This window comes from Mesorhizobium sp. M0910, assembly GCF_040319465.1.
In the GTDB taxonomy this organism is placed as follows: domain Bacteria; phylum Pseudomonadota; class Alphaproteobacteria; order Rhizobiales; family Rhizobiaceae; genus Mesorhizobium.
Genome location: NZ_JAMYNZ010000018.1, coordinates 22,430 through 45,261, shown reverse-complemented (window position 1 = coordinate 45,261; position 22,832 = coordinate 22,430). Strand labels below are relative to the sequence as shown.

Here is a 22,832-nt window from a genome sequence, read left to right as displayed (position 1 = left end):
TTGTTCAGTACCGGCGCCATCCACCAGAAACGTCCTGATCACACATGCGGCGGGATTTCCTCGAAGCGGCCGAAAAGCAGGACTGCGGCGCAATTCACCCACACGTCGATCCTGCCGAAACGCGACACGGCAAAGCTGCGCATTCTCCACCGGCCGCATCGTCCGCCATGTCGGTGGCAAAGGTCAGCGCCTCACCGCCCAAGCCGGCGCACTCCTTGGCGACCTTGTCGAGTGCGTCCGCGTTTCTTGAGACCAGCACTAGCCGTGCGCCTTTGCGCGCCAAACCCAGAGCAGTCGCTCTGCCGATGCCGCTCGAGGCGCCGGCGACCACGACGACGGCTCCCCGCAGTTCGGCCATTCGTCAACCTATCGGGATAATTCCGGGCGGGAGTTGAGATCCTCACCCTCTTCGGGATGGAGGCCTACCCTGTGTTCGTAGACAAGCGTTCCGCCTTTCCAGCCGGTGTAGACGAGCAGCAGAACGACAATCGTTGATAGCGCCAGGCCCCAGGGCAAGGCGCCCTCGGCGGCACCGGCGCTTAGGCGCAGCATGAAGCTGGCCAGCGCCAGCACCATGGCCACGACATTGCCGACCATATGGTGCCTCGCTGCATTGATGGACCGCACCCTTGAATTTCCAAGAAAATCGGTAAAGCCGGCCAGCGCCGCGGCAGCGCTCATCAACAGGACAAAGCCGAGCAACCAGAAGGATGCTTCGGCCCAGAATGCATTTCCGGTGGACCAGATGCCGCCGACGCCGTGCAAAACCGCCGGCCCTACTTGTTCTTTTTGAGGAGACGAGCTTCCCTCAGGATTGAGCCGCGATCGAAGCCGACCAGCGACATTATCTCGCGTATGTGGTGTTCGGATACGCCTGACTCTCGCGCGAGCTCGCTGACGATTTCAGATTTCGGGCCGAGCCGCCCTTGTTCTTCCGCCATTACACCAATGCCTCGTATTGGGCCAAGAGTGCGACAGTCGCTCCCAAGCGTCAGCGGCCATGTTGTATTGCTGACGATTTGCTATTGTACGGTTCCGGACCAATTCTAGCCAGGGGATTCGCTCAGGTCTGCACTTGCCGTCCAAGCGCCTGCCGGGAAGCCGACAGTAGTTCTTCCTCGTCCACTAGTCCGGCCATGTAATTTGCAATGATCCGGGACGCCAACGCCTTAAGCGCTTCTCCAACCCTCTCGAACTCCGAGAAGAGATCGGGAACCTTGATCAGGTGCGGGCAAAGGTCCGTTGCGAAAAATGCGGCCGCAAGGACTCGATGACAGCGGAAACCCTTCAGGCAGACGATCCTCATTCCGGAACTTCCGCAATGGAGCGCAGCCGAGATGCTCAAGCCGCTGCTGGCGCGGCGGACTGAAATCAGCGGTCAACCCGACCGTCGCTCGCTGTTGGCTGCCGGTGTGCCGTCGCCGAAGGAACAACAAGAGACTGGTCCAGTTAGAGCCATGCATGCGTCGATAGAAATGAAAGAGGAGATGACAATGGCGACGAAAAAAAGCTCTCAGGGCAGCTCCAAGGGCTTGGAAGACCTTTTCTATGATGGTCTGAAAGACATCTACTACGCCGAACAAAAAATTCTGACGGCGCTCCGGAAAATGGCAAAGGGCGCGGAGTCCGAAGAGTTGAAAGCGGCGTTCGAAAAACATCGTGACGAGACGGAAGGGCAGATCGAGCGCCTGCAGCAAGTTTTCGACGCCTTTGGCAAGAGAGCCCAAGGGAAAACGTGCCCGGCGATCGACGGCATCATCGAAGAAGGACAGGAGATTTTGGAGGAATTCGAGGAGGCTCCGGCATTGGACGCGGGTCTCGTGGCTGCAGCCCAGTCCGTCGAACATTATGAAATAGCGCGCTACGGGACTCTTGTCACATGGGCCGGGTTACTTGGCTTGAAAGACGCCGTCCCGCTACTCGAACAGACGCTCAAGGAAGAAAAAGCAACCGATGAGGCGCTCACCCGACTAGGCGAAACAGGCGTCAACGAACGGGCGATGCAACAGGCCGCATAACTTCGGATCGAATCGACGCGACCGCGGCCCCCGGCAGACTGGATTGGAGCTTGGTTGTATTCGCCAATCCAGGCACACGTGTACACCGCAGCCGCCGAGCCGTCGACGTGGTGGTGGCCGACCGGTTTCAACTAGCCCACCGGAACTGACAATGGGGGACTGCGAATGCGATTACTTGCCCACGCCTTGGGCGACAGGATGTTGGTATGAACGAGGATACCGCTCGTCGGCCCACGGCAGGCTCTTCCGGGTTCGACAGCTTTTTCATGGCTGGTTTCGAGTGTTCCTCCCACAGGCGCGCCGACGGGGCCCGTCTTGATCTGATCCGCGCGACCTCACATGACATCCATGCACATGCCGACTATCGCCGTTGTGCCGAGCTTGGGCTTCGCACGATCCGCGACGGCTTGCGCTGGCACCTGATTGAAACAGCGCCCGGAGTCTTCGACTGGTCGAGTTGGACGTCGGCGATCGAAGCAGCCCAGGCGGCCGGGGTGCAGATTATCTGGGATATCTTCCACTATGGCTCGCCAGACCATATCGACCAAAGTGGCCCGGGGTTTATCAAGGCCTACGTCCGTTTCGCCGCGGAAGCTGTTCGGGTTCATCGCTCCGCTACCGGGGTGGCTCCCCTGGTGTGCCCGATCAACGAGATTTCGTTTTTTGCATGGGCTGTGGAGGTCGGCTATTTCCCCCGCGTCGGGCCGAACAAGCGTGGATGGTTCAAACGACACCTTGTCAGGGCAGCGGTCGCCGGCGTGAGGGCCATGCGGGAGGCCGAACCCGGCTGCAGGTTCATCTGGGCTGAACCGCTGATCCATATTGCTCCTCGTGACCGTACTCACCCCGAGCGGCGGCGCGCCGAAAATGCTCGCCAGGGCCAATTCGAGGCGTATGACATGCTGATCGGGCGCGTGGAACCGGAGTTGGGCGGCAGCGAGGACGTTGTGGACGTCATCGGCCTCAACTTCTATCCGCACAACCAATGGTACTTGAATGGCCCAACGATACCGATGGGGCACCACGAATACCGTGCACTTTCGGAATTGCTGGTCGAGGTCGCCGAACGATACAAGAAGCCGATGTTCATCGCCGAGACCGGCGCCGAAGGTTCAGGCCGGCCAGCCTGGCTTCACTACGTTTGCGACGAAGTGCGCGATGCGACGAGCCTCGGTGCACCTGTTCAGGGTATATGCCTGTACCCGGTGACGGCCTACCCAGGTTGGGACAATTCGCGCCACGCCGAAGTCGGCTTGTTCTCCACCATTCATGCGGACGGCTCGCGCACTGTTCGCAAGCCACTTGCGGACGAGTTGGAGCGCCAGCGCCAATCGTTCTTGGCGTTTGAGGAACAACAAGCAAGCGCGCTATAGCCTCGCTGATACGAACAGTGCGCGCTTTTCAGCTGCATCAACAGCACAGCATATCTAGAGCTGTTCGCCGAGAAGCCGAGAAACATCGTTGGTCTCTTTGGCCGTGGGTCGCCCGACGCCGGTCAGGCCGGCGCATCATTCACTCGGCCGCCTCGCGCTGCGTCGGCGTGACGAGCATCCCGTTTGCTGGCAGGCGTGTCTGAATGCGCCCGAACGTAGCCAATGCCTGGCCGACCACCTGATCCATATTGTAATAGCGATATGTTGCAAGACGTCCGACGAACCAGACCTCCGGGCACGCCGCGGCCAAAGCTTCGTATCGTTTGTACAAAGCCTCGTTTTCGGCCCGCGGCACCGGGTAATAAGGATCTCCGACGTCGGTGGGGTATTCGTAGGTGAGGCTGGTCTTCGGACTCTGCTGACCGGTCAGATGCTTGTACTCGGTGATCCGTGTGTATTTTTCCGTCTGCGGATAGTTGACGACGGCGACCGGTTGAAACTGCTCGCAATCCAGCGTCGTGTGCTCAAAGCGCAGCGAACGGTAGGGCAAGCGACCAAGCTTCCAGTCGAAATACTCGTCGATCGGACCGGTATAGATCATCTGCTGGAAGGCGATCTTGTCGCGAATTTCGCGGTAGTCGGTCTGCAGCATGATCTTGATCTTGGGACTATCCAGCATGCGCTGAAACATGCGCGTATACCCGCCTGCCGGCATGTTCTGGAAGCTGTCGCCAAAATACCGATCGTCGCGATCGGTCCGGGTCGGGACTCGCGCCGTCACTGACTTGCTCAACTGGGAAGGGTCGACACCCCACTGCTTCCTCGTGTAGCCGCGGAAGAATTTCTCGTAGAGCTCTCTGCCTACTGTGCTCACCACGACGTCCTCGGCGGTGCGGACTTCTTTGACCGTTTCGCGTCGGAAAGCGAAGAAGTCCTGCAGCTGCTCGGACGTCAATTCAAGGCCGTAGAGGCGGTTTATGGTGTCGAGATTAATCGGTATCGGCAGCAGCTTTCCATCGACAAGCGACAGCACGCGATGTTCGTAAGGCCGCCATTGCGTGAATTGCGACAGATAGTCGACGATCGATTGGGCGTTGGTGTGAAAGATGTGAGGCCCGTAACGGTGAATTAGTATTCCCGCCTCGTCGTAGCAGTCATAGGCATTGCCGCCGACGTGATTTCGTCGGTCTATGATCAGGACGCTTTCCTGCCGTTGCGATGCGATACGCTCGGCCAGCACACTGCCGGCGAAACCGGCCCCTACGATCAACCAGTCGAACACGCTCACGCCCTCCTCAGGAATGGGACGACGCTCTTCATCGCATGGGCGCGCTCGATGTGGGCAGCCATCGCGCTCCAGGTCTTCTCCCAGGACATGTCGGCGAGGTAGGCGTCGGCCTTCTTCACCAGGAAATCGCGGGGGTGGGCCAGGATCGAGCGAAGCTTGGCCTCGATGTCCTCCGCCTCGACAATCTCGACAAGGCCTTCGACGCCGTAGGTACGCACAACGTCGACGATCGCCGTGGACAACACCGGCAGCCCTGCCGCAAGAAACTCGGGAGTCTTGGTCGGGCTGATGTAGCGGGTCGCTTCGTTGAGCGCGAACGGCATCCAGCCGGCACTCCAATGCCTGAGATAGTTCGGCAGGTCTGCATAGGACTTGCCGCCCAGCCAATGCAGGTTGCCTGCCGTGGGAAGGCTCGCCCGATCGATCTTGACGACAGGGCCGAGCATGACAAAATGCACGTCTGGCATTGCCGCAGCCGCATGCGCGATAAGTTCAAGGTCGAGCCGTTCGTCGATGACCCCGAAGTACCCCACCCTCGGGTGAGGTATGTCGGCCTGATCGAACGGGTCTTCACCTGGCGCCCTAGCCTGATGGAAATGGGTAACGTCGATGCTGCTCGGGAAGGGAAAGATCGCCCGATGCAAGCTGCGCTTGGCCTCGTAGAGGCTCTGCCCGCCCGTGAAGACGACATCGGCACGTTGCAACAGCGCCTTTTCCAACTGCGTCAACTCTGCGGGAGCGTCTTTGAACGCGGAGAGTTCATCCATGCAGTCGTAGACGCAGACGTCACAGGCGAGATGATCGCTGAAGCGTAGCGCCATGGGCGTGTAATACCAGGTCGTCAATCGGTCATGCGGCGTGGAGGCGAGGATCTGATCGACGAACCTGCGCTGGATTGCGTCCGCCCTGGTCGCGGAAGTACCAACTGGGATCAGCGGCGTCACTATTCTGATCTTGGGGGTAATATTGTGCACCCGCATCGAAGGGTGGTTCCTCTCATCGAAGATCGGCTCTTCGAAGTAAATTAGCTGTTGCTGTTTTGACGCCAGGGTCAGAATGTGTTGTGGTCTCTGATATACGAAGTTCCATCGGAGGTGTGAAAAGCAAATTAAAATAGACGGTTGTACAGGGTTTTTTGGTGTTTTGGCCCGGCCCGCCGCCATTTCCATGTAGATTATCCTTCGATATAGTTACAAAATGCCTCGACTAACAAAAGTCAATCGAGGCAGCTTTGACATGAAGTTCGCAGCCTTCTATATAACTTCCATCCCGATAAGTTGTTCCATAGCTCCAAACTGTCTCGGGCGAGACCAGCCGTCCGCTCCACTTGCGACGGCTCGACAGAGAAGGGGCGAGCCGGCCGCCCCCATTCGATCCACATGATGAAGCCCATCGCGTCAGGTCGGGCTCCCCAAATGTGGCCCTTTGCCACAGAGCGGTTCAAATCCTTCAATCGTTCAACAACCGTTCATCAGCGGAGCTATAAATAGGCCTGCGAATCGATTCATCTGAGTCGCGCAGATGGTTCATTTGAATGGAGCCCGCGAGGAATCGAGGAATGGTTGGCGAATGAAGATCGACTTTGAAACCAACGTCTTTCCGTTGTTTCACCCGCAGGCCGTGGATGACCTGAAGGACCCCTGTCCCGTCTTCGACGGCACGCTCTGGCACGTCTTCGGCTCCAGCGGCACGGTCACGACCGAAAGCTGGAAAATACTCCATGCCACGGCGCCGGATCTCTATGGACCCTGGACAGAGCACGAGCCGATCGTCTTGCCGATTACCGGATCGGGCGTTGCGGCACCCGGCGTCATTCATGAGTGCGGCGTCTTCCACATGTTTATCCAGACCGAATTCATGAAGTCCGGCGGACGTTGCGAGCACGCGGTGTCCAATGACGGCTTTCATTGGGTGGTGCTCAATGCGGCGATATTGTCGCTGCCCGACACCGATGAGGACGGCATCTACGATCCCCACCCCGCAATCATCGGAGGCAAGCGCTACATCGTCTATTCAGGCATGCCCAAATTCACCAGGGTGCCTCAGCCTGATGTCTATCTGGCGCGCAGCCAATCCGATTCCTGGTTCGGGCCATGGAAACGTCTCGGCAAGATACTCGATCATCTCGACGTGCCGCATCACAATGCGCGCGAGCACCCAGATTACGAATGGGGGATCGAAGGCGCCCAGATCGTCGAACTGCCGGACGGTCGCGTGCTTCTCAACGCCACCTGCTTCCTCCCCGAAGGTCCGCGCGGCAGCCGGCAGCGCGTCTTCTTCGCCATCGCCGATGATGTCAAGGGTCCCTACGTTTCCGTTGGCCCCGTTCTCGACCCTGGTGAGCCCGGCGAGAATGGCCATTCGACGGTGATGATCGACGGCCGGCAACTGACCTTGTTCTACCAGAGCAGGCGTGAGGCTACGAACCATCGCTGGCGGTTCGGGTTGGCTAAGTGTGACCTGGATCGGCATATACTTTCGAGAGTTGCCTAGATGGTAAGTTCCGGCATTTGCCGGAACGGAGGATAATCTGGCTGTTGGTTGGTGGGACGGATCCCTTTGTACTGGTGATTGAGGGTAGCAGGGGATTCGCAGCCAGTGGGCAAAGCTTGCGACGAGGGATCTATACACGTCAGGCAAGCCGGTCGCCTCATGGACGGCGGTGCCAGCTGCAAGCCTAGCCTAGCAATGAACTGTAACTGAGCGCAGCAACGCGGCCAGTCGATTCACGCGGTTTTGATCCTGAGCACAATGTCCTGATCGTAATTTCCAAAGCCCTTGCCGAAAATGTTGATCCCGCCGGGGCGCTTGGCGTCGTCCTTGACGCCGATACGGACGCGGATTGAATGATGGCTCTTCAGATCGAGTGCGGCGAGGCCGGTTTCGGAAATCCTGAGGCCGTCGACATAGGTGCCGTCATTGGCAATTCGCCAGTTCTTGAGCTTGCCGTATTGCGAACCCTTGAGTTTCCACCAGGACGGCGTGAAGACGCCGCGCTTGTCGCCGAAATCCCCCGGCGACGTCCAGGTGCCGACATCGACGCCATTGATCGTCAGCGTGATGTCCGAGGGCCAATCGGCGCTGGTGCCCGGCACTTCCGAAGACAGCTCTATCGCCACTTCGAGCTCGGTGATCTCGGCATCGGCGAGCTTGGCATTATTGGGAAACTGGTATTCGACAAAACCGCGGGTGAACCACAACAGCCCGGCTTTCATACGATCCGGATCGAGGAAAGTGTTCGGTACATCGAGCAAGCCGATGATGCCGTCCGGCGAACAAAGGCCGCAGGGCGCGGTAACCTCGAAGCCGGTGTAAAGCCCGATCGGCATCGACACTTCGATCGCGTCGTTCTTGACCGCACGATATTCGCTCTTGAACACGACGAGCACTTTTTCGGCGGTCGGATAGCAGATTTTCCGGTTGCCTTTCTTCGCTCTCTCGGTGCGGATCAGCCCCGCATCCTCCAGCACCTGGATGTTGGTCGAGACGGTCGACTGCGGAAGCGACAGCACGGCGGCGATTTCGTTGACATTCATCGGCCCCTTCTCATGCAGCAGTTTCAGCATCGAGATCCGCGCCGAGGAGGCAAGCCCCTTGAGCACGGCAATGCCTTCCTCAGGTTCGATCACCAGAAAATTGCGATTCATGAAATCGCCAGTCTATGCTCGTGACAGAGGTTATGGCTTCGCTCATTGCAACGGCGCTGACCGAAACGCCGAGCCGTTGATTTGGTTACATTAAGCCCTCGACCGTCAGTATGCATCGCAAGCCGTACCCGCAAGGATGGTGCGACATGTCTACATTTGTTCTCCGACCGCCAGCTCCTTGTAGTGCGGGGGTGCTTGTCAGTCCGTGGCCTCGATTTGCAGACGACTAGATGCTGGCAGCCACAAAGAGAGGCAGAAGCCGAACACGGAATTGGGGCCGTTCCCCTGGCCAAATCCCCAAGATACGGGACCTCGACGTCGATGTTAGCCGAACCGGCGCGGATGGATGCACAGGATGCGGTTCGCTGAAGTGCGTGCCGCCGTGAAGTAAATCATCGGATTCGCCACCCGATAGAGTCGGGACGGGGTTCTACCTATTGCTTTTGAGCATGATCTTTTCCGAAAATCGCGATTCCACTTCTTCGGGATCGCGCCAGTGCCGGCCTACTTCATGCTGGCCGCGGCAGCGACCCTGTCCACCATGGCGAGAACAGCTAGCGGTGCGGTGTGGTGGACCATGTGGCCGGCCTGCGGGATGATATCGACAAAGGAACCAGGAATCTCCTATTGTAGTCTAAGAGCCTCGGCTTTCGCATCGAACAACCGGTCGCCGGCGCCGGCAATAATGCCGGCAGGCATCAACAGGGTGAAGCGGCCGCCGGCCAGCGCGTCGGCCAGCATCAATCCCGATTCGGCCGCGATCGACCGCAGCTGTGAGGCCGCTGGCGATGTCCTTTGCCGACGAAGCAAACCCTGCAGAGACGATGCCGGGGCGAAATACTTGCCCATGGCGAGCGGCCAGGTGAGCAGCACAAGCAGCGGCAGCAAAATGTGGGGGAAAACACCACCGGCGGCAGGCAAGGCCGGCAGCCCGCCAGTGCAAGGCCCAGGCGCGGCGGCAAGAACGGACCGATGAAGACTCCCGATCGAATCGTCGTGGCGTCACAAGGCAAGTGAACTAAGAAGCTGCACGAACCGCGGGTGATCGCGAATGGCGTCGAAATGACTTCGTGACGGATTCGTTCCAGTACGTTCTGACTCACGCTTCCTCCGACGGCTCTTTCCAGGTACCGCACCGCTTCCTCCACTTCCCCGAGCACGGAATACATGCAAGCGGCGTTGTACTGCGTCACGAAGTCGTCCGGATCGATCGCCAGCGCTCTGGCCAGCCAGGAACGCGCCTTCTTCCGCTCACCGATATACGCGAGCGAGGGCGCCGCGATGCAGCGGTGCCGCATTTTCAGGATGGCGGCCAGTTGAGCGTTCGGCGCGCTCGAAACAGACCCTTGGTTCGCGAGCGGATGAAGGCGATCGCGCAGGAGCGTCCCCCGTGTAGAGTTGCCACCCTGGATCTCGCCTTGGCCGGCTGCATTCCTGACTGTGTCCCCTAGGATACATTGTCGAGCAGGGTCGACTTATCCAAGCCATGTGTCGGCTCAGGCGGCCATTCACCATTCGGCGTCATCTCGTTGACTGTCTCGGGTAGATCCCGCGCAATCCTTCTGATTAGCTCCTCGCGCGAAAGACCCGTCTGCATCGAAATGGACGTGAGTGTACCTTCGTCCATTGCCGCTTGGACGTCCCTTGGCTCAATCGGTTGGTTTGGCCCGCTGCCAACCCACGAGTCGACCTTCGATCCTGCCCCCACCTCCCGGAACCGGTCGAGGATCTCACCAAGGTCAGCCCTCGACACGCCATTCGTTATCTGAGCCAGAATTCTGCGTTGCGGGTCGTTTGGGTTAAGATACCCCGCTCCCGGAATCAATTCACAGAGCTTGTCGCGATTTTGGTATGCCAGAACGCCAAGCATCGCGATCGCCAATCTTCCCAGATTTGCCATTTGATCTCCTCCACGGTTTTGGCCGATGAGCGAATCGAAGCCAAGTCTTGGCCGATGACGACCCGTGTGGGCTCGAACAACTTCTTGCCGGTCGGCTCGCCGGCGGAGAGGACGCGTCCTTCGGGTTACTCGTTTTCATCTGACGTCTTCTCCCGACGCAGAATTTCGGGGCGCTTGGCCCGCAGTCGCCCTACGCTGATCGAACGCCCTAACCCGGCGCCTTCCGGGTTTGTTCCGCTTGTCAGAGTTTGTCGGCGACGATGGAGAGCGCGACCCGACGGGGTAACTCTACCGGGTCGAGAGACAGAGTCTGCCCAATTTGACCATATTTCAGAACGACGGCGGCTCGGTTAGCCTCAGCTACCTTGGACTGCCGCCGGCTCGCGCACGAATTTCAATTTCGGCGGGACGGCGAACACCCTGAACCGCTCAGCCAGGCTGTCAAGAGCTTGACGCATGCCCACTCCCGGGGCAGCCGCACCGTGTCCACTGATGACCATGTGCGGGTTCAGGGCAGCCAAGTGCTTCACGGATCTTTCCGCCGCATCCCAGTCCGGCGTGAAGTAGCGCGGCGGACCGTGCATCTCAAGATCCTGAACGGCGACCTCATAGACTGACTCCTGACCGGTGGTGATGAAAGCGTCCCCTACGATCAGCGAGCGGTCCTCCTCGCGCCAGAGCGAGATATGCCCAGGAGCGTGCCCGGGTGTGTGTAGCCATCGCCATCCGGGCATTCCGGGGATCGATCCGTCGGCAGGTAGGAGTTCCAAACGGTTGCCAAGATCAATTGGCCCCCGTGGAAAAAGCGGCGAAAGCAGCGCCATCAGTCCACCCCCGACCCAGGGATCCGGTGGCGGATAGGATGCGGTTCCGTCCAAATAGGGGCGCTCGAGTGGATGCGCGAAGACAGGCACGTCCCACCTATTCGCGAGGTCTAGAACCGTTCCCACATGGTCGAAATGGCCGTGGGTCAGGATGATCGCGGCCGGCCGTGCGTTCGTGCCAAACCGCTTTTCCGCGACCGCAAGAATGCTGCCGCGGGACGTCGGCAACCCGGTATCGATCAGCATCCAGTTCCGATCTCCGCTGCCCGGTGCGCCGAAGAACACGACATTGACGATTGCTAGGCGCAAATAGCCCAAGTCCGGTGCGATGCTCCAAGCGCCGTCGCCACGATCCTCGCGCCTGGCGTGGTCGATCTCGGAAAGTCGAATCTGAACGGTCATGTGATCCCGTGCCTCTCTTGTTGCTGAGCAGCCGCTCGAGTCGATCGGCGGCGGTGGTATATCGCCCCGAACTTGGCACGGCCCTCCTTGTTCCTCCTTCGCCACCCAGCTCCGGACAGTCCACCACAGGAACAAAGGCTCGACCAAATCGGTTCGGCATTACCCGGTCACGCCAGGACGAGCTGGACTGAGCAACGAAGATGGCGCGCGCCCCATTGGATGCGGTATTTCGCCAACGCGGTTCCCGGTCCTAACAAGGCGGCCGAGTTCGAAGCCGACTGCTGAAAGAAGACTTCGAATGAGCGAAGTGGGGCGTATGGACGAGCACCAGGTGGAGGCTCCGGTTCCGCAAGCTTCGCCTATGACTGGTCAAGTTGGGCGCCAATGGTCGAGGCGGCCCGATCGGCAGGTGTCCAGGTTATCTGGGACACCTTCCATTACGGATCTCCAGACCATGTCGATCAGGGATCGCTGCATTTCATCGATGCCTATGCCTCGTTCGCGGCAGAAGCCGTGAGGGTACAGCGTTCGATCGCCGGAACACCGCCTCTGTTGTGTCCCATCAACTAGATCTCCTTTTTCGCATGGGCTGTTGAGGTCGGCTATTTCCCGCGTGGGGCCGAACAAACGTGCTGGTTCAAGCGGCATCTCGTGAAGGCTGCCATCGCGGGTGTTCGTGTAATGCGGGAGATCGACCCCGCCTGCAGATTTGTCTGGGCCGAGCCCCTTATCCAAATCGCTCCTCGTGACCGGACCCGCAGCGAACGGGGTCGGGCCGAAAACGCCCGTCAGGGGCAGTTCGAAGCTTACGACATGTTGCTGGGCCGCGTCGAACCTGAGTTGGGCGGGAGCGAAGATGTTGTCGATTGTCGTGGGCCTGAATTTCTAGCCGCACAATCAATGGTAAATAAACGGGCCGACGATATCGATGGGACACCATGAGTACCGCGCTTTGTCGGAAATGTTGCTCGAGGTTGCTCATCGGTGCGGTAAGCCGATGTTCATTGCCGAGACCGGATCAGAGGGATCCGGCGGGCCGGCTTGGCTCCACTATGTATGCCGCGACGAGGTGCGTGCCGCTATGGGTGTCGGAGCATCGATTCGAGGGTATTTGCCTGTACCCGATAACGGCCTACCCGGGCTGGGACAATTCGCGTCATGCAGAGGTGGGGTTATTTTCGGCCATCCACCCGAATGGCACACGCCGCCTCCGTCAGCCCGTCGCGGACGAACTGGTGCATCAGCAAGATCTGTTCACGGCAAACCGGACGCGCTGATTGTGTTGCGACACACCGCAAGGGCGAGCACCGAAGACCAGGGCAAATTACGGTGTATTCCTCAGCCAAAATCGGCGCCACGCGATGCCAAGTGGCATGGGTGCGAGGATGACCGTGCAGCATCAGGAAGCGGTGGCCCCTTCCACCAACCCGCACTCTGAGCGTCGCTTCCGGAAGTTTGATCTGCTCCAGCGAGAAACCTTCAAACATGCAACTCCCTCCATTCGCAACATTTGCCAAACGTGTAAACGGAGAGGCAGTTCAATGTCGGCTTCCGCGGGATCTGAACTTGCCTTGTATTCCGCGAAGAGGTCGTGAGCCGAACGGCGGCTTTAACTGGTCCTTCGGCAATAACCGGACGGACAGCAAACGGCCCCCAAAAAGCCGCCAGGCGGCGACGCGCCTGATATCGCACTTCGAGATCAACTCTGCCGTTTCCTGTTAGCCGAAGTTGCAAACGGCCCCGCTCACAATCGTGGTTGCCCCTTTGGGCATCGTGGTTCAGACCGCTGGCGGATTAGAACTCATATTGGCTTTGCGATCGGCTCATCGCTGCCGACTATCGGGGACCTATATAAAGGGGCATGTCCACGCGCCGTAAAATCAATGCAACAGCGAAGCTGATTGGAGAGTGGCCTTTAACCCCGGCTGCAACGTTTGGATCGTCGGTCAGAGCGAGGGGTATTTTTCTCGAAATACGCGCCCGCCTTCCAACGGAGTTCAGGAAATTGCTCAATATCGAGTCCCGCGTGCTTACCCTGCGCCTGTCTGAGGGCGCCGAGAATGATGGGCAGGTGGTATTCGGGATCATATCCAAAGCACTGCAGAATATCGAAGACCTGCCCGTAATCCCCCGTGAAATCGAGGACATTCTGACGATCTCGACGGCCGAACGGCACCGCTGGCTGAAAGATGGTCGCTTGCAGAGCGCCGGGACGAAAACCGTGAAACTCCGCGGGCGGGCAAGGAACATCACCTTTCACGTGTTCGACCCGCAGTACGTGGAGGATGTGCTTGACCGCGACCTGGTTACGGTCTGGCGCGAACAGGACGCAGCGACAGCTGCAGAGAATAGGCGGCGAGCCGCGGGGAAGGCCGCTATGAAACGCGCTCAAAGAAGCGGTCGCGGAACTGCAGCTTCAGCTGGCTATGGCCCCGATGAAAACTCGCACGCCAGTTTGCGCGGCTGGGAAGATTTTGAGAAGGACGGACTCCTGCGCTGATAGGCCGGGCGCACAAGCAGGTTAGGACGTTTGCCTGCGCCGTGCGAGATGCGCAAGGAGGGCCGTCAAACGCATCGCGTTCAGGACCCGCTTCGCAGGGACACCGCCCTTGCGCGCCATCTCGACACCCCAATGCATGTGATCGAGCTCGCGGATCGAATGAGCGTCCGGATTGATGCTGAAGATGCAGCCCTGATCGAGTGCCTTTTGATGCCAGCGCCAGTCGAGGTCGAGTCGCCACGGATGTGCGTTGATTTCGACAGCGACGCCGTGTTTCGCACACGCTTTGAGGACTTTTTCGACGTCGAGATCATAACCGGGCCGCCGCAACAGCTGGCGACCGGTCATGTGCCCGATGATTGTCGTCCGAGGATTTCCGACCGCCTCAATGATACGCTCCGTCTGCTCCTTCTTCGGCAACTTGAAGCGGCTGTGCACGCTCGCGACGACGAAATCGAACTGCTCCAAGATATGATCCGGGTAATCGAGCGAGCCATCCGCCAGGATGTCCGCTTCGATGCCCTTCAGTATGCGAAATTTTCCATTGTATGCCTTGTTCAGCCGGTCAGCTTCGCGGTGCTGTTCAGCAATCTCCTGCAACGAAAGGCCGCCTGCGTAGTGAGCGGACTGCGAATGATCGGCGACACCATAGTATTCGAAACCGCGCTTGCGCGTGGCTTCCGCCATTGCCTCAAGCGTTTCGGTGCCATCGGATGCGGTCGTGTGAGAATGCAGGATGCCATGCAGATCTTCATCCCGAACGAGGGCGGGTAGCTTCTGCTTTGCCGCCCGCTCAATCTCGTCCCTGCCTTCGCGCAATTCAGGCTCGATAAACTCCAAGTCTAGAGCTTGGTAGATTTCTTCTTCTGTCGCTGACGCGATCAGCTTTCTCCCGCGATGAAGCCCGTCGGCGTTTAGGGTGAATCCCTTGTCGGCCGCGAACGTCTTCAGTTGCTCAAGGTGGTCTGCCGAACCGGTTGCTTCGAGCAGGCTCGCGCCAAAGTGCTTCCTGTCCGTGACAACAAGCCTGAGCGTCGTATCCTCGATTCGAGTCGACTTTCTGCCCTGCGCTACCAGGGCGAAGTCGGAAACGAGCTCGCAACCGCGCCGGAAGTCGCCTGCAATTTCGACGCGCGAAAACTCTGGATGCTCTTGCTTCACCGATATGACCGCATGTTCGAGAAGGGCGGCGGCCTTGTGCAGGTGAAGTTGCGTTTCGCCACTTCGCACGATGGCCAGGTTCTGCAGGAGCTTTGTCTGAAGCGCGGCGCCGAGGCCTTTGACTGGGCGTATGCGGTCTTCTCTTGCTGCGGCCTCGAGCTCCGCCAGCGAGTTCACGCCGAGCGCCTGATGAAGCTTCAGTATCTTATCGGGACGAAGCCCGGGTATGGCAAACAGCTCCATCACGCCCGCTGGAAGATCCTCGCGCAGCTTCTCAAGGCTCGGGTGCGTGCCGGTTTGGTAAAGCTTGGTCACGATGTCTGCGATCGCGTCACCGATCCCCGGGATCCTGGTGAGGGCGCCGGCGGCGATGATCCGATCAAGCGGCTGCGACAGCGCCGTGAGACTGTCTGCCGCGCGCAAGTATGCCTTTATGCGATAGGGATTGTCGCCGCGCATAGACGCCCGTTGTGCGTATTCCCTCAAAAGACTGGCGACGGTCCTCGGATCGATTTTTGCCATGGCTTCAGCCAAACGAGGCCGATCTCCGCAGGTTCCAATCAGGCAAGGCCATGAGCGCCGCGTTGCCCTTTGAACCCCGGCTTTACTGCCTGTCCACGCGTCGGACGCTACAGATTGGGCAAGGATTGGTCAGCGCGACCCCATCCAGCCAGAGCTTTGGAGGCTGCGCGTTTCTTCAATTCAGGAGCATCGCCCACGTGGAAATGAGAGGGCGCATCTATTGTCTTCATCTCCGCCCACGTGATCGGTGCCGCGACAGGAGCGCCCGGACGTGATCTTGCGCTGTAGGGCATGATCGCGGTCGCCCCGCGCTGATTGCGTAGATAGTCCACAAAGATGCGACCCTTGCGGCGCGCCTTTGACAACACGGCCGTGAAATGGGCCGGATCGCTCCGGGCGACCGCCTGCGCCAGGCGAGACGCGAAGTCCTTCACCTCTGGCCACTCGGCGTCAGGGGTGAGCGGCGCGATGACGTGCACTCCTTTGCCTCCCGTCAGCATCGGAAAAGTCGTAAGTCCCAGCGATTTAAGGATAGCGCGGAACTGAAAGGCAGCGGCGCGGACGGCCTCAAAATCGAGGCCTTCATCGGGGTCGAGGTCGAACACGAGGCGGTCGGCCTTTTCGACATCCTCGATCCGAGCCCCCCATCCATGCAGCTCAATCGTTCCCATCTGGACGCAAGTCATCAGTCCGTCGGCATCGTCGACATAGAGATATGGTTCCTCGTGCCCGTCCTTCTCCGTGATGCCGACGTGGTGGACTTTGTCGCCAAAGCTGCCGGCGTCGTGTTTTTGGAAGAAGCACTTCTTCGCGCGGCCCTGTGGGCATCGAACCAGACTGATCGGCCGGCTGCCAACCCAAGGAAGCATGATCGCCGCGACCGCTGCGTAATGGTCGGCGAGCTGTCCCTTGGTGATGCTGGACTCCGGATAGATGACGCGGTCACGGTTACTTATCGCGATGGCGGTTGTCGCAGACGCGGCGAGATCGGCTGCATGACGTTCCGTCTCGAGCACGACCGCCTCCGGCTTCTTGTCTTCGCGAAGACCAAGATAGCTCGGATGTCGTAACGTCCCTTCATTTGTCATTTCGGTGAAGGCAATCTCAGCGACCAGTTTCGGACGGAGCCAGTGTGCGCCGCGCACTTCGGCGCGTGGTGCGTCGACGGTGGCGGCCTTCTGCTCGAGAGGCGCCATGATCTTCAAGAGACGAAGAAGTTCAGCGGTATCGAAGCCGGTGCCGACTTTCCCGGCGTAACGCAGCTTGCCGCCGTCATGAACGCCAAGGATCAAGGACCGAAACGCGCGGACCTTGTCGGACGGCGTCCAGCCGACAATCACAAATTCCTGCCGCCTGATGCATTTGATCTTCAGCCAGCTTGCGCCGCGGGCCGCCACATAACTCGAATCCGCGAGTTTTGAGATGACGCCCTCAAGGCCGGCTGCGCAGAAGCGATCGAGCAGCTCTTCTCCGCGGCCGAGGATATGGTCGGAGTAACGAAGGACCGGATTTTTCGCAGGCAAGATCGCCTCCAGCTTCGCCTTGCGCTCAAGAAGAGGAAGCCTTGTCAGATCTTCGCCGTCGAGCTGAAGCAGATCGAACGCATAAAAGTCGATAGTCGCCGGGGCACCCTTCAATGCATTCTGAAGCGCCTGGAAGTTAGATCTTCCTTCCGCATCGACAACCACGGCCTCGCCGTCAATCAGGGCGGAGCGCACCTTGAGGTTGCGAGCCTCGGAGAGGACCGAGGGAAAACGGCTAGACCAGTCCAGACCAGATCGTGTGTAGGCTCGCGCCTCGCCACCGCCGACGGCAACGAGAATACGATAGCCGTCGTATTTCATTTCATGGATCCAACGATCGCCGGCAGGGACCGTGTCCACGAGCGTTGCGAGTTGGACCGGCCGGAAAGCGGGCGTCGCTAAAGTGACCTCGTCACGAGCGGGCGACTTCGCTTGACTAGCGCTCGACGCATTGATTGCCTTATGCGATGTTGGCTTGACCACTCTGACTTAAACCATGCTCAGAGACGAAACAGCGTTATCCGCCGTCCAACGCGCGACTACTTCTTTAGTTTCGCTGCCGGCCGAGTTGAGCTTTCGCGATCATTGCCGACCCGCTTGATTATCGCCTCGGCCTGAGGCCGTGCTTCCTGCCTCCGGCCCTTCCATTCCCGATTTTCGCGCACAGCTCACAGGCAATAATCAAGAGCAGGAACGTGCCCTCAAATGCCGCCACAGCGTATCCGGTTTCTGCCATCGGCTTTAGAAGCCTGACATTCCGGTTCCGGTCCCCTGTGGGTACGGTTTGATCTTCTCGTCGAACCCCATGTTACGATTGATGATTACTCGACGTGCCCCATTGAGGCCAAGTACCTCGCCCAGAGCAGCTCCGATGCCAGTTTCAAGAAGTGCAAAATGCCCATGAATGCGCCGACCAGAGTGAATGCTCTCGTATCCGGGTCTATTTCGAGCAGCGCGGACTTGGTCAGCATTAGACAGCCTAACGGGTCCTTCCCAACATAGCCATGGGCACCGGCCTGCTACTCACGCAGCACCCTCTCCTCCTTGGCAGCAGCCTCGAAAGCCTGACGGACCTCTTCCGGAGTCACACGGTCCTGAAGGGCGTCGGCGCACAGTTGCACAGCCTTCCTCCACTTAGGTCCCATCTTGGTCCACTTCATGAGTTCCTCGGCGGCACCCTCGACGTTGTTGCAACCGTAGGTGACCCCAGGTCGGTCGGTCTTAACGTACACCGGAGGGGAGAACCAATGGGTTACCACGACACCTCCTACTCAGGGGAGAGATACACGTTGGCCTCCTTAGCGGCAGCCTCAAAGGCCTTTCGTATTATGTGGGGGTCAATCGAATCGCCCTCCAAGGCTGACAGGCAGAGGGTCACCGCCTTATGCCAGCGAGGCCCCCGGCGGGTCCACATTTTGAGGTGCTCAAGGGCTTCCTTCGCATTGTCGCAGCCATGCCTGACACCGGTTTCAGTCTTCACGAACACCGGAGGGACGAACCAGATGGGCGCCATGATACCTCCTACTCAGGGGAGAGATACACGTTGGCCTCCTTGGCAGCCGCCTCAAAGGCTTCACGGACCTCATGGGGGGAGGCTCTGCCCTCGAACGCATCCACGCAGGATTGGACCGCCTTGGTCCACTTGGGGCCGTTTGTGTCCCACGCCATGAGTTCCTCGGCGGCTCCCTCGACGTGGCTGACCCCATTGCGAATGCCCGGACGTTTCGTCTTCACGTAGACCGGTGGAGAGAACCAGAGAGGACCCATAAGGGGGAACTTAGAGCGGCAAGAGCCCGCCGACCAACCCCGCTTTAGCCGCAGCTAAGGGAACGATGTAGGCCCTCGCGGGTTTAGAGGTGGCAGCGGGATTCTTCGTGGATGTGCAGCCGCTGTGGGGGGTCCGTCGCCTCTCCCTCACCGGCGGCGGGCTCCTTTCCCGAAGGCGGTGTTGGTAAGAGACACCTAGAATTTTATACCGCATCCAATTTAGTTAGTTTGTCATTGGGGGGAGTAATGTCCCCTCCTCTTTTGCAGCAGCCAGGAATGCCTTGCGGGCCTCCTCAGGTTCCATCTCGTCGAAAATCACGGCCATGCAAACGCGCACCGCGAGGTCCCAGCAAGGGCCACGCTTGGTCCACTTCATCAGCTCCTCGCCGGCAGTCTCGGCGTTGTTGACGTTGTGGATGATCCCGGGACGTTCGGTCTTGACCGGGACCGGAGGGTTGAACCAGTGGAGAGCCATGCGGTCACTCTTTGTCGGCCCGATCAAGTTCCTCCAGCAAATACTTTTGCTCAGCCCAGTTCCCGTTCTACAGGCAGAGTGAGCAGGTTGCGACGGTAATTGCGGATTACCTCTGACTATTGAAAATGACGCAGGACTGCGCGCTTCCGTTGCGATGCCACAGTGACTGAAGTTGGCTGACAGCTACTCCTGGGCGTCGAAAGCCACGCAGAGGCCCATGGCAGTTGCTGCCTCGACGATTGCCTCGGTTAGTTCTTCGTCGGAGGCCACCAAATAAGGCGCAGCCTCCCGCGCTTCGCGTAGTGCCGCTTTGATCGAGACCGTATCGCGACGGTCCGCCCTGTTGAGGAGTACAGTGATTGCTTGCTCTAGAAGCGGACCGACCCTTTGCGCGACGCTCATCCAGCCCTCCCCAGGGACACGCCGAAGGGGAATCTACTCACTTCCTGACGGACATCAACGCCATGTACGAATCGTACAAATTGGCACGGTGCTAGGCCGCGACAGTCAGGAATGTCTGTAGAATTTCTGTGGTGGGAATCGGACACCAGCTCGCGAAGACCCTCATGCTCCTCCTCGATCCTATTGACGCGCCTCGAGCCGCCTTTCTCCCACAATCCCAGGTCGGTCTGTCCTGACGTACACCGCAGGCGAGAACCAATGGGTTGCCATGAGGCTATTCGCGAAGATCGAACCCGACGAACAGGCCAAAGGCTGGGGCAACATTGACAATAAACTCCACCAGCTCGCAGTCAGTTTCCGCCAGATGTGGCCCGTCTCGGCGCACCGCTGCGATAGTCTCTTTGACGGAGATGATTTGGCCGCGACGGGCTTGTAGGATCAGCTCGTGAACAAGGTGTTTGGCAGTCACTTTGTCGGGTCGGCAGTTCGTCCAAACGTTCATACAAGGCCTCCCACCTCAGCGAGAACCCAAGGGGACATTCATGATCCTCTGTCGGGAAAAATCAAGAAGAAATGTTTGCCGGAATTTCTGAGCGGGAACCAGAGAAACAAGTACGGAGCGAGCCTCTGTACTCTTCCGCTTTGGCGCTCAGCCAGCCGGCTAGGGACCTTCTTCCGTCGGCCCCTGTTTGGCCCCATCAATAGCCGCAAGTAATGACTGTAGGGCTGGCGGCAGTTCTGGTTCGATCTCCAGATTTAAGAACGTTTGTACGTTATGACGATAGCCTTCGGAACGGATCAGTTTCCGAAACGCTCCGGAGACAGACTGATGGTCTGCTTTGTTGCTCGTTGTCATGTTCGGGAAGTCCGTCCCCAATGAGCCGTAACTCGCCCGCAACGAACGGGTTCCATCAGGAGGTCGGAATATTTTGGCTGAAATTTCTGAGCGGGAGATCGGATAACTGGCTCGCGCGAAGACCCCCCCGTGCCCCCTTCGTTTGCCGCAGCATTAACCTCGCTCTTTGAACTGAAATTCGTGTCTATCTAGCGTCGGCGTTGCACATCGTGAACGTTGGAATGCTTCTGTCCAATGTTTGCTCACGCTGTGATGCCAACGGGCAGGCTCTTGCGGCAGGGTGCCGCAAGGCGAATGAACGCCGGCCCAGTTCAACCCGCGCGACGTCCTTCAAACCTGGCGGGATCGATCTTCACCAAGCCGTCTGCAGCCTCGACCGCAGTTCGTATCCTGCTGCACAGCGCGAGATTTTCGGCCAGCATTTCTTCAGTGCGTTGAAGCGCGAGCTCGGTCTGGCGGATGCGCTGCCTGGCATTGGCAACTTCCGATGTCAAAAGATCGGCCGCCATCCCGTGGCCGTGGGGTTCCATAGTGTCCATGGGTTTCTAATACATGGGGCGCGATATCGTTCCCTGATGTCGGGCGAAACGGCGGGCCGCAGAAAAGCGCGATGGGCCGAATGACCAATGCGCGCCGTGTCAAAACAGCGCCGGCAACAGGCGAACGGCTTCGGCCGCTCTACATCCCACGGGCAGAGGGATCACGGTCCAGAGGGCCATTGATCTGTTCAGGTACGACTACAACGTAAGCGAAGACACACTCAGGCGGCTGGTGATCAAGCACCGTCTTCACAACCAGACAATGCCCGGTGCTCCGTGGAGAATAAGCGCTCCCGGTTTGGCTATGGCGCTCGCCGGCGATGATGACGCGCTTGCGCGGTTGAGGCGGGACGATCGCGAGCATCCGGACGTAACCCGGTATTTCAAGCGGCTCGGCATCCCGCGACCCTGACCTGTTATCAAAAGTTATGGTCGCGGCGACTGTCTAAAATAGACATTAAGTAGATGTCGCGGCCCGACAGGGCTCCACACAAGAGCGAACCGTTGCTGCCTTGCGCATCGCCCTCTAGGCCGCCGGCGTCGAGTTCATCCCGGAGAACGGCAGCCGCGCCGGCGTGAGGCTCCGCAAACCTTAGGCCGTAGACTCGTTACTGCGCAGCCACACACCTGCTTTTCGCCATCGGACGAAGCGGTTGCAACAGGTGGTGCGCGGGCCATAGCGCTGAGGCAGGTCGCGCCATGGAGCACCGGAGCGCAGCACCCAGAAGATGCCGTTCAGCACGCGCCGATCATCAACACGTGGCACACCTCTTGGCTTGTTGGGTAGACGCTTTATTCCATTGCTGACCATTGTCCAAAAGCGCTGTTAACCAAATTTTCTCACCCGCCAATGCTTATTCGCGCGACTGAAGGGGTGAGGTGATCGATGTGTGATTCAAACATAAGCGCGTTTCCGCTGCATCGGCGGCGGAAGTTGGTCGAAGGGATCGCCCGGGTCCTGGAATCCAAGAACGGGAAGGACGCGAACGCCTTCTGGCGCAACACCGCCAAGGCAATTCTCGTTCAACTGTCCGAATCAGGAATTGCACCCGGGGTCGCCGAACAGGAAGTTGGAACGCTTCTTCATGCTGTCTTGGGCGATATCGCCACCCGCAGTGCTGCGAAACTTGCACAATAGCATCGGCTCACGATGAAGGATTGCCGCATAGAGACGCCCCGGGCTCCACAAGCGTAGCACCACTGCATCCGTCAAACGCAGGTTTCTCACTGCGGATGAAAAGATAGGCGCGTTCGTCGAAATCATGCGCGCGAATGTACTCTCGGGCGAGATACGGCTCCGCCTCGCCTGTCCGGCGGTCATCGACCAAATCGAGGTAGGCGATGCGGAAACCCGCATTCACGGAAGGCCGACGGACCTTTTCCACGAGCTGAACCCGCAAAACCAATGAGCCGCCGTTGAGTTCCACACTGCAATCTTATGCGACTTTCGAAGCACGAAGCATGAACATCGAGTATGGTTCGCGTCATTCTCGCACTGAGATGCCTATAAGGGTCCGAGGTCTTTCCGCCCGGTTCTGTCTTGATGACACCGCTGTGTGTAAAAGGAGAACCTGGTATCACTTGCGCGGCCTGAATGTTCATCTAGTGGTAGGATACGGCGCAAGGGGCAACGGC

General features: G+C 59.0%; 25 protein-coding genes and 1 pseudogene. 5 read left to right on the top strand and 21 right to left on the bottom strand.

The genetic code is table 11. The features are described 5' to 3' along the window. Positions 1-94 precede the first annotated feature (94 nt). The 3 genes from NKH78_RS29380 to NKH78_RS29370 form a co-directional block, all read right to left on the bottom strand. Positions 95-358: an SDR family NAD(P)-dependent oxidoreductase gene (locus NKH78_RS29380; RefSeq protein ID WP_352473697.1), complete on the bottom strand. Its 264-nt coding sequence runs from the start codon at positions 356-358 to the stop codon at positions 95-97. An 8-nt stretch (positions 359-366) separates the two neighbouring features. Continuing rightward, entirely contained in the window at positions 367-765 is a 399-nt protein-coding gene (locus tag NKH78_RS29375; protein ID WP_352473698.1) for a DUF2231 domain-containing protein, read from the bottom strand. 298 nt (positions 766-1,063) lie between these two features. Further along, positions 1,064-1,306 carry a hypothetical protein gene (locus NKH78_RS29370; RefSeq protein ID WP_352473700.1) on the bottom strand — a complete coding sequence of 81 codons (243 nt, stop codon included), beginning with the start codon at positions 1,304-1,306 and terminating at the stop codon, positions 1,064-1,066. A 187-nt stretch (positions 1,307-1,493) separates the two neighbouring features. Between NKH78_RS29370 and NKH78_RS29365 the strand changes: the two genes are divergently transcribed. Further along, entirely contained in the window at positions 1,494-2,018 is a 525-nt protein-coding gene (locus NKH78_RS29365) for a YciE/YciF ferroxidase family protein (protein WP_352884881.1), read from the top strand. 206 nt (positions 2,019-2,224) lie between these two features. Then, the gene (locus NKH78_RS29360) at positions 2,225-3,391 is read left to right on the top strand and encodes a glycoside hydrolase family 1 protein (RefSeq protein WP_352884874.1); all 1,167 of its coding nucleotides are present in this window, start codon (positions 2,225-2,227) and stop codon (positions 3,389-3,391) included. 139 nt (positions 3,392-3,530) lie between these two features. On the opposite strand, the gene glf is transcribed toward NKH78_RS29360, so the two are convergent. Beyond that, entirely contained in the window at positions 3,531-4,673 is a 1,143-nt protein-coding gene (gene glf / locus NKH78_RS29355) for a UDP-galactopyranose mutase (protein ID WP_352884873.1), read from the bottom strand. 2 nt (positions 4,674-4,675) lie between these two features. Next, positions 4,676-5,848, bottom strand: coding sequence for a glycosyltransferase family protein (locus tag NKH78_RS29350; RefSeq protein WP_352884872.1), 1,173 nt, complete (start codon positions 5,846-5,848; stop codon positions 4,676-4,678). A gap of 400 nt (positions 5,849-6,248) precedes the next feature. Between NKH78_RS29350 and NKH78_RS29345 the strand changes: the two genes are divergently transcribed. Then, on the top strand, positions 6,249-7,172 hold the full coding sequence (locus NKH78_RS29345) for a glycoside hydrolase family protein (RefSeq protein ID WP_352884871.1): 924 nt from the start codon (positions 6,249-6,251) through the stop codon (positions 7,170-7,172). Between the two features lie 233 nt (positions 7,173-7,405). On the opposite strand, the gene NKH78_RS29340 is transcribed toward NKH78_RS29345, so the two are convergent. The 5 genes from NKH78_RS29340 to NKH78_RS29320 all read right to left on the bottom strand — a co-directional run bounded on the left by NKH78_RS29340 (position 7,406) and on the right by NKH78_RS29320 (position 12,939). Beyond that, a complete protein-coding gene (locus tag NKH78_RS29340) occupies positions 7,406-8,326 on the bottom strand; it encodes an ArsR/SmtB family transcription factor (RefSeq protein WP_352884870.1) in 921 nt (306 codons plus the stop codon). Positions 8,327-8,950: 624 nt separating this feature from the next. Beyond that, positions 8,951-9,247: a hypothetical protein gene (locus NKH78_RS29335; RefSeq protein WP_352884868.1), complete on the bottom strand. Its 297-nt coding sequence runs from the start codon at positions 9,245-9,247 to the stop codon at positions 8,951-8,953. 526 nt (positions 9,248-9,773) lie between these two features. Further along, on the bottom strand, positions 9,774-10,226 hold the full coding sequence (locus NKH78_RS29330) for a YidB family protein (protein WP_352503351.1): 453 nt from the start codon (positions 10,224-10,226) through the stop codon (positions 9,774-9,776). Positions 10,227-10,582: 356 nt separating this feature from the next. Further along, the gene (locus NKH78_RS29325) at positions 10,583-11,452 is read right to left on the bottom strand and encodes an MBL fold metallo-hydrolase (protein ID WP_352884867.1); all 870 of its coding nucleotides are present in this window, start codon (positions 11,450-11,452) and stop codon (positions 10,583-10,585) included. A gap of 1,172 nt (positions 11,453-12,624) precedes the next feature. After that, the gene (locus NKH78_RS29320) at positions 12,625-12,939 is read right to left on the bottom strand and encodes an alpha/beta fold hydrolase (RefSeq protein ID WP_352467863.1); all 315 of its coding nucleotides are present in this window, start codon (positions 12,937-12,939) and stop codon (positions 12,625-12,627) included. 374 nt (positions 12,940-13,313) lie between these two features. Here NKH78_RS29320 and NKH78_RS29315 point away from each other — a divergent pair, with 374 nt between their 5' ends. Beyond that, positions 13,314-13,952, top strand: a complete 639-nt coding sequence (locus NKH78_RS29315; RefSeq protein WP_352884866.1) for a hypothetical protein — start codon at positions 13,314-13,316, stop codon at positions 13,950-13,952. Between the two features lie 21 nt (positions 13,953-13,973). On the opposite strand, the gene NKH78_RS29310 is transcribed toward NKH78_RS29315, so the two are convergent. The 10 genes and pseudogenes from NKH78_RS29310 to NKH78_RS29265 all read right to left on the bottom strand — a co-directional run. Then, positions 13,974-15,635 carry a DNA polymerase/3'-5' exonuclease PolX gene (locus tag NKH78_RS29310; protein ID WP_352884880.1) on the bottom strand — a complete coding sequence of 554 codons (1,662 nt, stop codon included), beginning with the start codon at positions 15,633-15,635 and terminating at the stop codon, positions 13,974-13,976. Positions 15,636-15,742: 107 nt separating this feature from the next. Next, positions 15,743-17,641 carry a DNA ligase D gene (gene ligD, locus NKH78_RS29305; protein ID WP_352884865.1) on the bottom strand — a complete coding sequence of 633 codons (1,899 nt, stop codon included), beginning with the start codon at positions 17,639-17,641 and terminating at the stop codon, positions 15,743-15,745. A 536-nt stretch (positions 17,642-18,177) separates the two neighbouring features. Next, on the bottom strand, positions 18,178-18,417 hold the full coding sequence (locus NKH78_RS29300; protein WP_352884864.1) for a DUF982 domain-containing protein: 240 nt from the start codon (positions 18,415-18,417) through the stop codon (positions 18,178-18,180). An 8-nt stretch (positions 18,418-18,425) separates the two neighbouring features. After that, the gene (locus NKH78_RS29295; RefSeq protein ID WP_352638187.1) at positions 18,426-18,671 is read right to left on the bottom strand and encodes a DUF982 domain-containing protein; all 246 of its coding nucleotides are present in this window, start codon (positions 18,669-18,671) and stop codon (positions 18,426-18,428) included. An 8-nt stretch (positions 18,672-18,679) separates the two neighbouring features. Next, the gene (locus NKH78_RS29290; protein ID WP_352479083.1) at positions 18,680-18,925 is read right to left on the bottom strand and encodes a DUF982 domain-containing protein; all 246 of its coding nucleotides are present in this window, start codon (positions 18,923-18,925) and stop codon (positions 18,680-18,682) included. 223 nt (positions 18,926-19,148) lie between these two features. Then, positions 19,149-19,400: a DUF982 domain-containing protein gene (locus tag NKH78_RS29285; protein WP_352884863.1), complete on the bottom strand. Its 252-nt coding sequence runs from the start codon at positions 19,398-19,400 to the stop codon at positions 19,149-19,151. Between the two features lie 183 nt (positions 19,401-19,583). Continuing rightward, positions 19,584-19,802, bottom strand: a complete 219-nt coding sequence (locus tag NKH78_RS29280) for a hypothetical protein (RefSeq protein ID WP_352457912.1) — start codon at positions 19,800-19,802, stop codon at positions 19,584-19,586. A 274-nt stretch (positions 19,803-20,076) separates the two neighbouring features. Further along, positions 20,077-20,304, bottom strand: a complete 228-nt coding sequence (locus NKH78_RS29275) for a hypothetical protein (RefSeq protein ID WP_352457911.1) — start codon at positions 20,302-20,304, stop codon at positions 20,077-20,079. A gap of 665 nt (positions 20,305-20,969) precedes the next feature. Beyond that, complete coding sequence (locus NKH78_RS29270) at positions 20,970-21,167, bottom strand: hypothetical protein (protein WP_352643113.1); 198 nt, start codon at positions 21,165-21,167, stop codon at positions 20,970-20,972. 643 nt (positions 21,168-21,810) lie between these two features. Beyond that, a pseudogene (locus tag NKH78_RS29265) lies at positions 21,811-22,008 on the bottom strand (transposase); the annotation flags it as partial. A gap of 75 nt (positions 22,009-22,083) precedes the next feature. On the opposite strand from NKH78_RS29265, the gene NKH78_RS29260 reads away from it, so the two are divergent. Beyond that, positions 22,084-22,335, top strand: coding sequence for a DUF6074 family protein (locus NKH78_RS29260; RefSeq protein ID WP_352457909.1), 252 nt, complete (start codon positions 22,084-22,086; stop codon positions 22,333-22,335). A gap of 7 nt (positions 22,336-22,342) precedes the next feature. Here NKH78_RS29260 and NKH78_RS29255 read toward each other — a convergent pair whose 3' ends face one another. Next, on the bottom strand, positions 22,343-22,624 hold the full coding sequence (locus NKH78_RS29255; RefSeq protein WP_352686003.1) for a hypothetical protein: 282 nt from the start codon (positions 22,622-22,624) through the stop codon (positions 22,343-22,345). Positions 22,625-22,832: the final 208 nt, after the last annotated feature.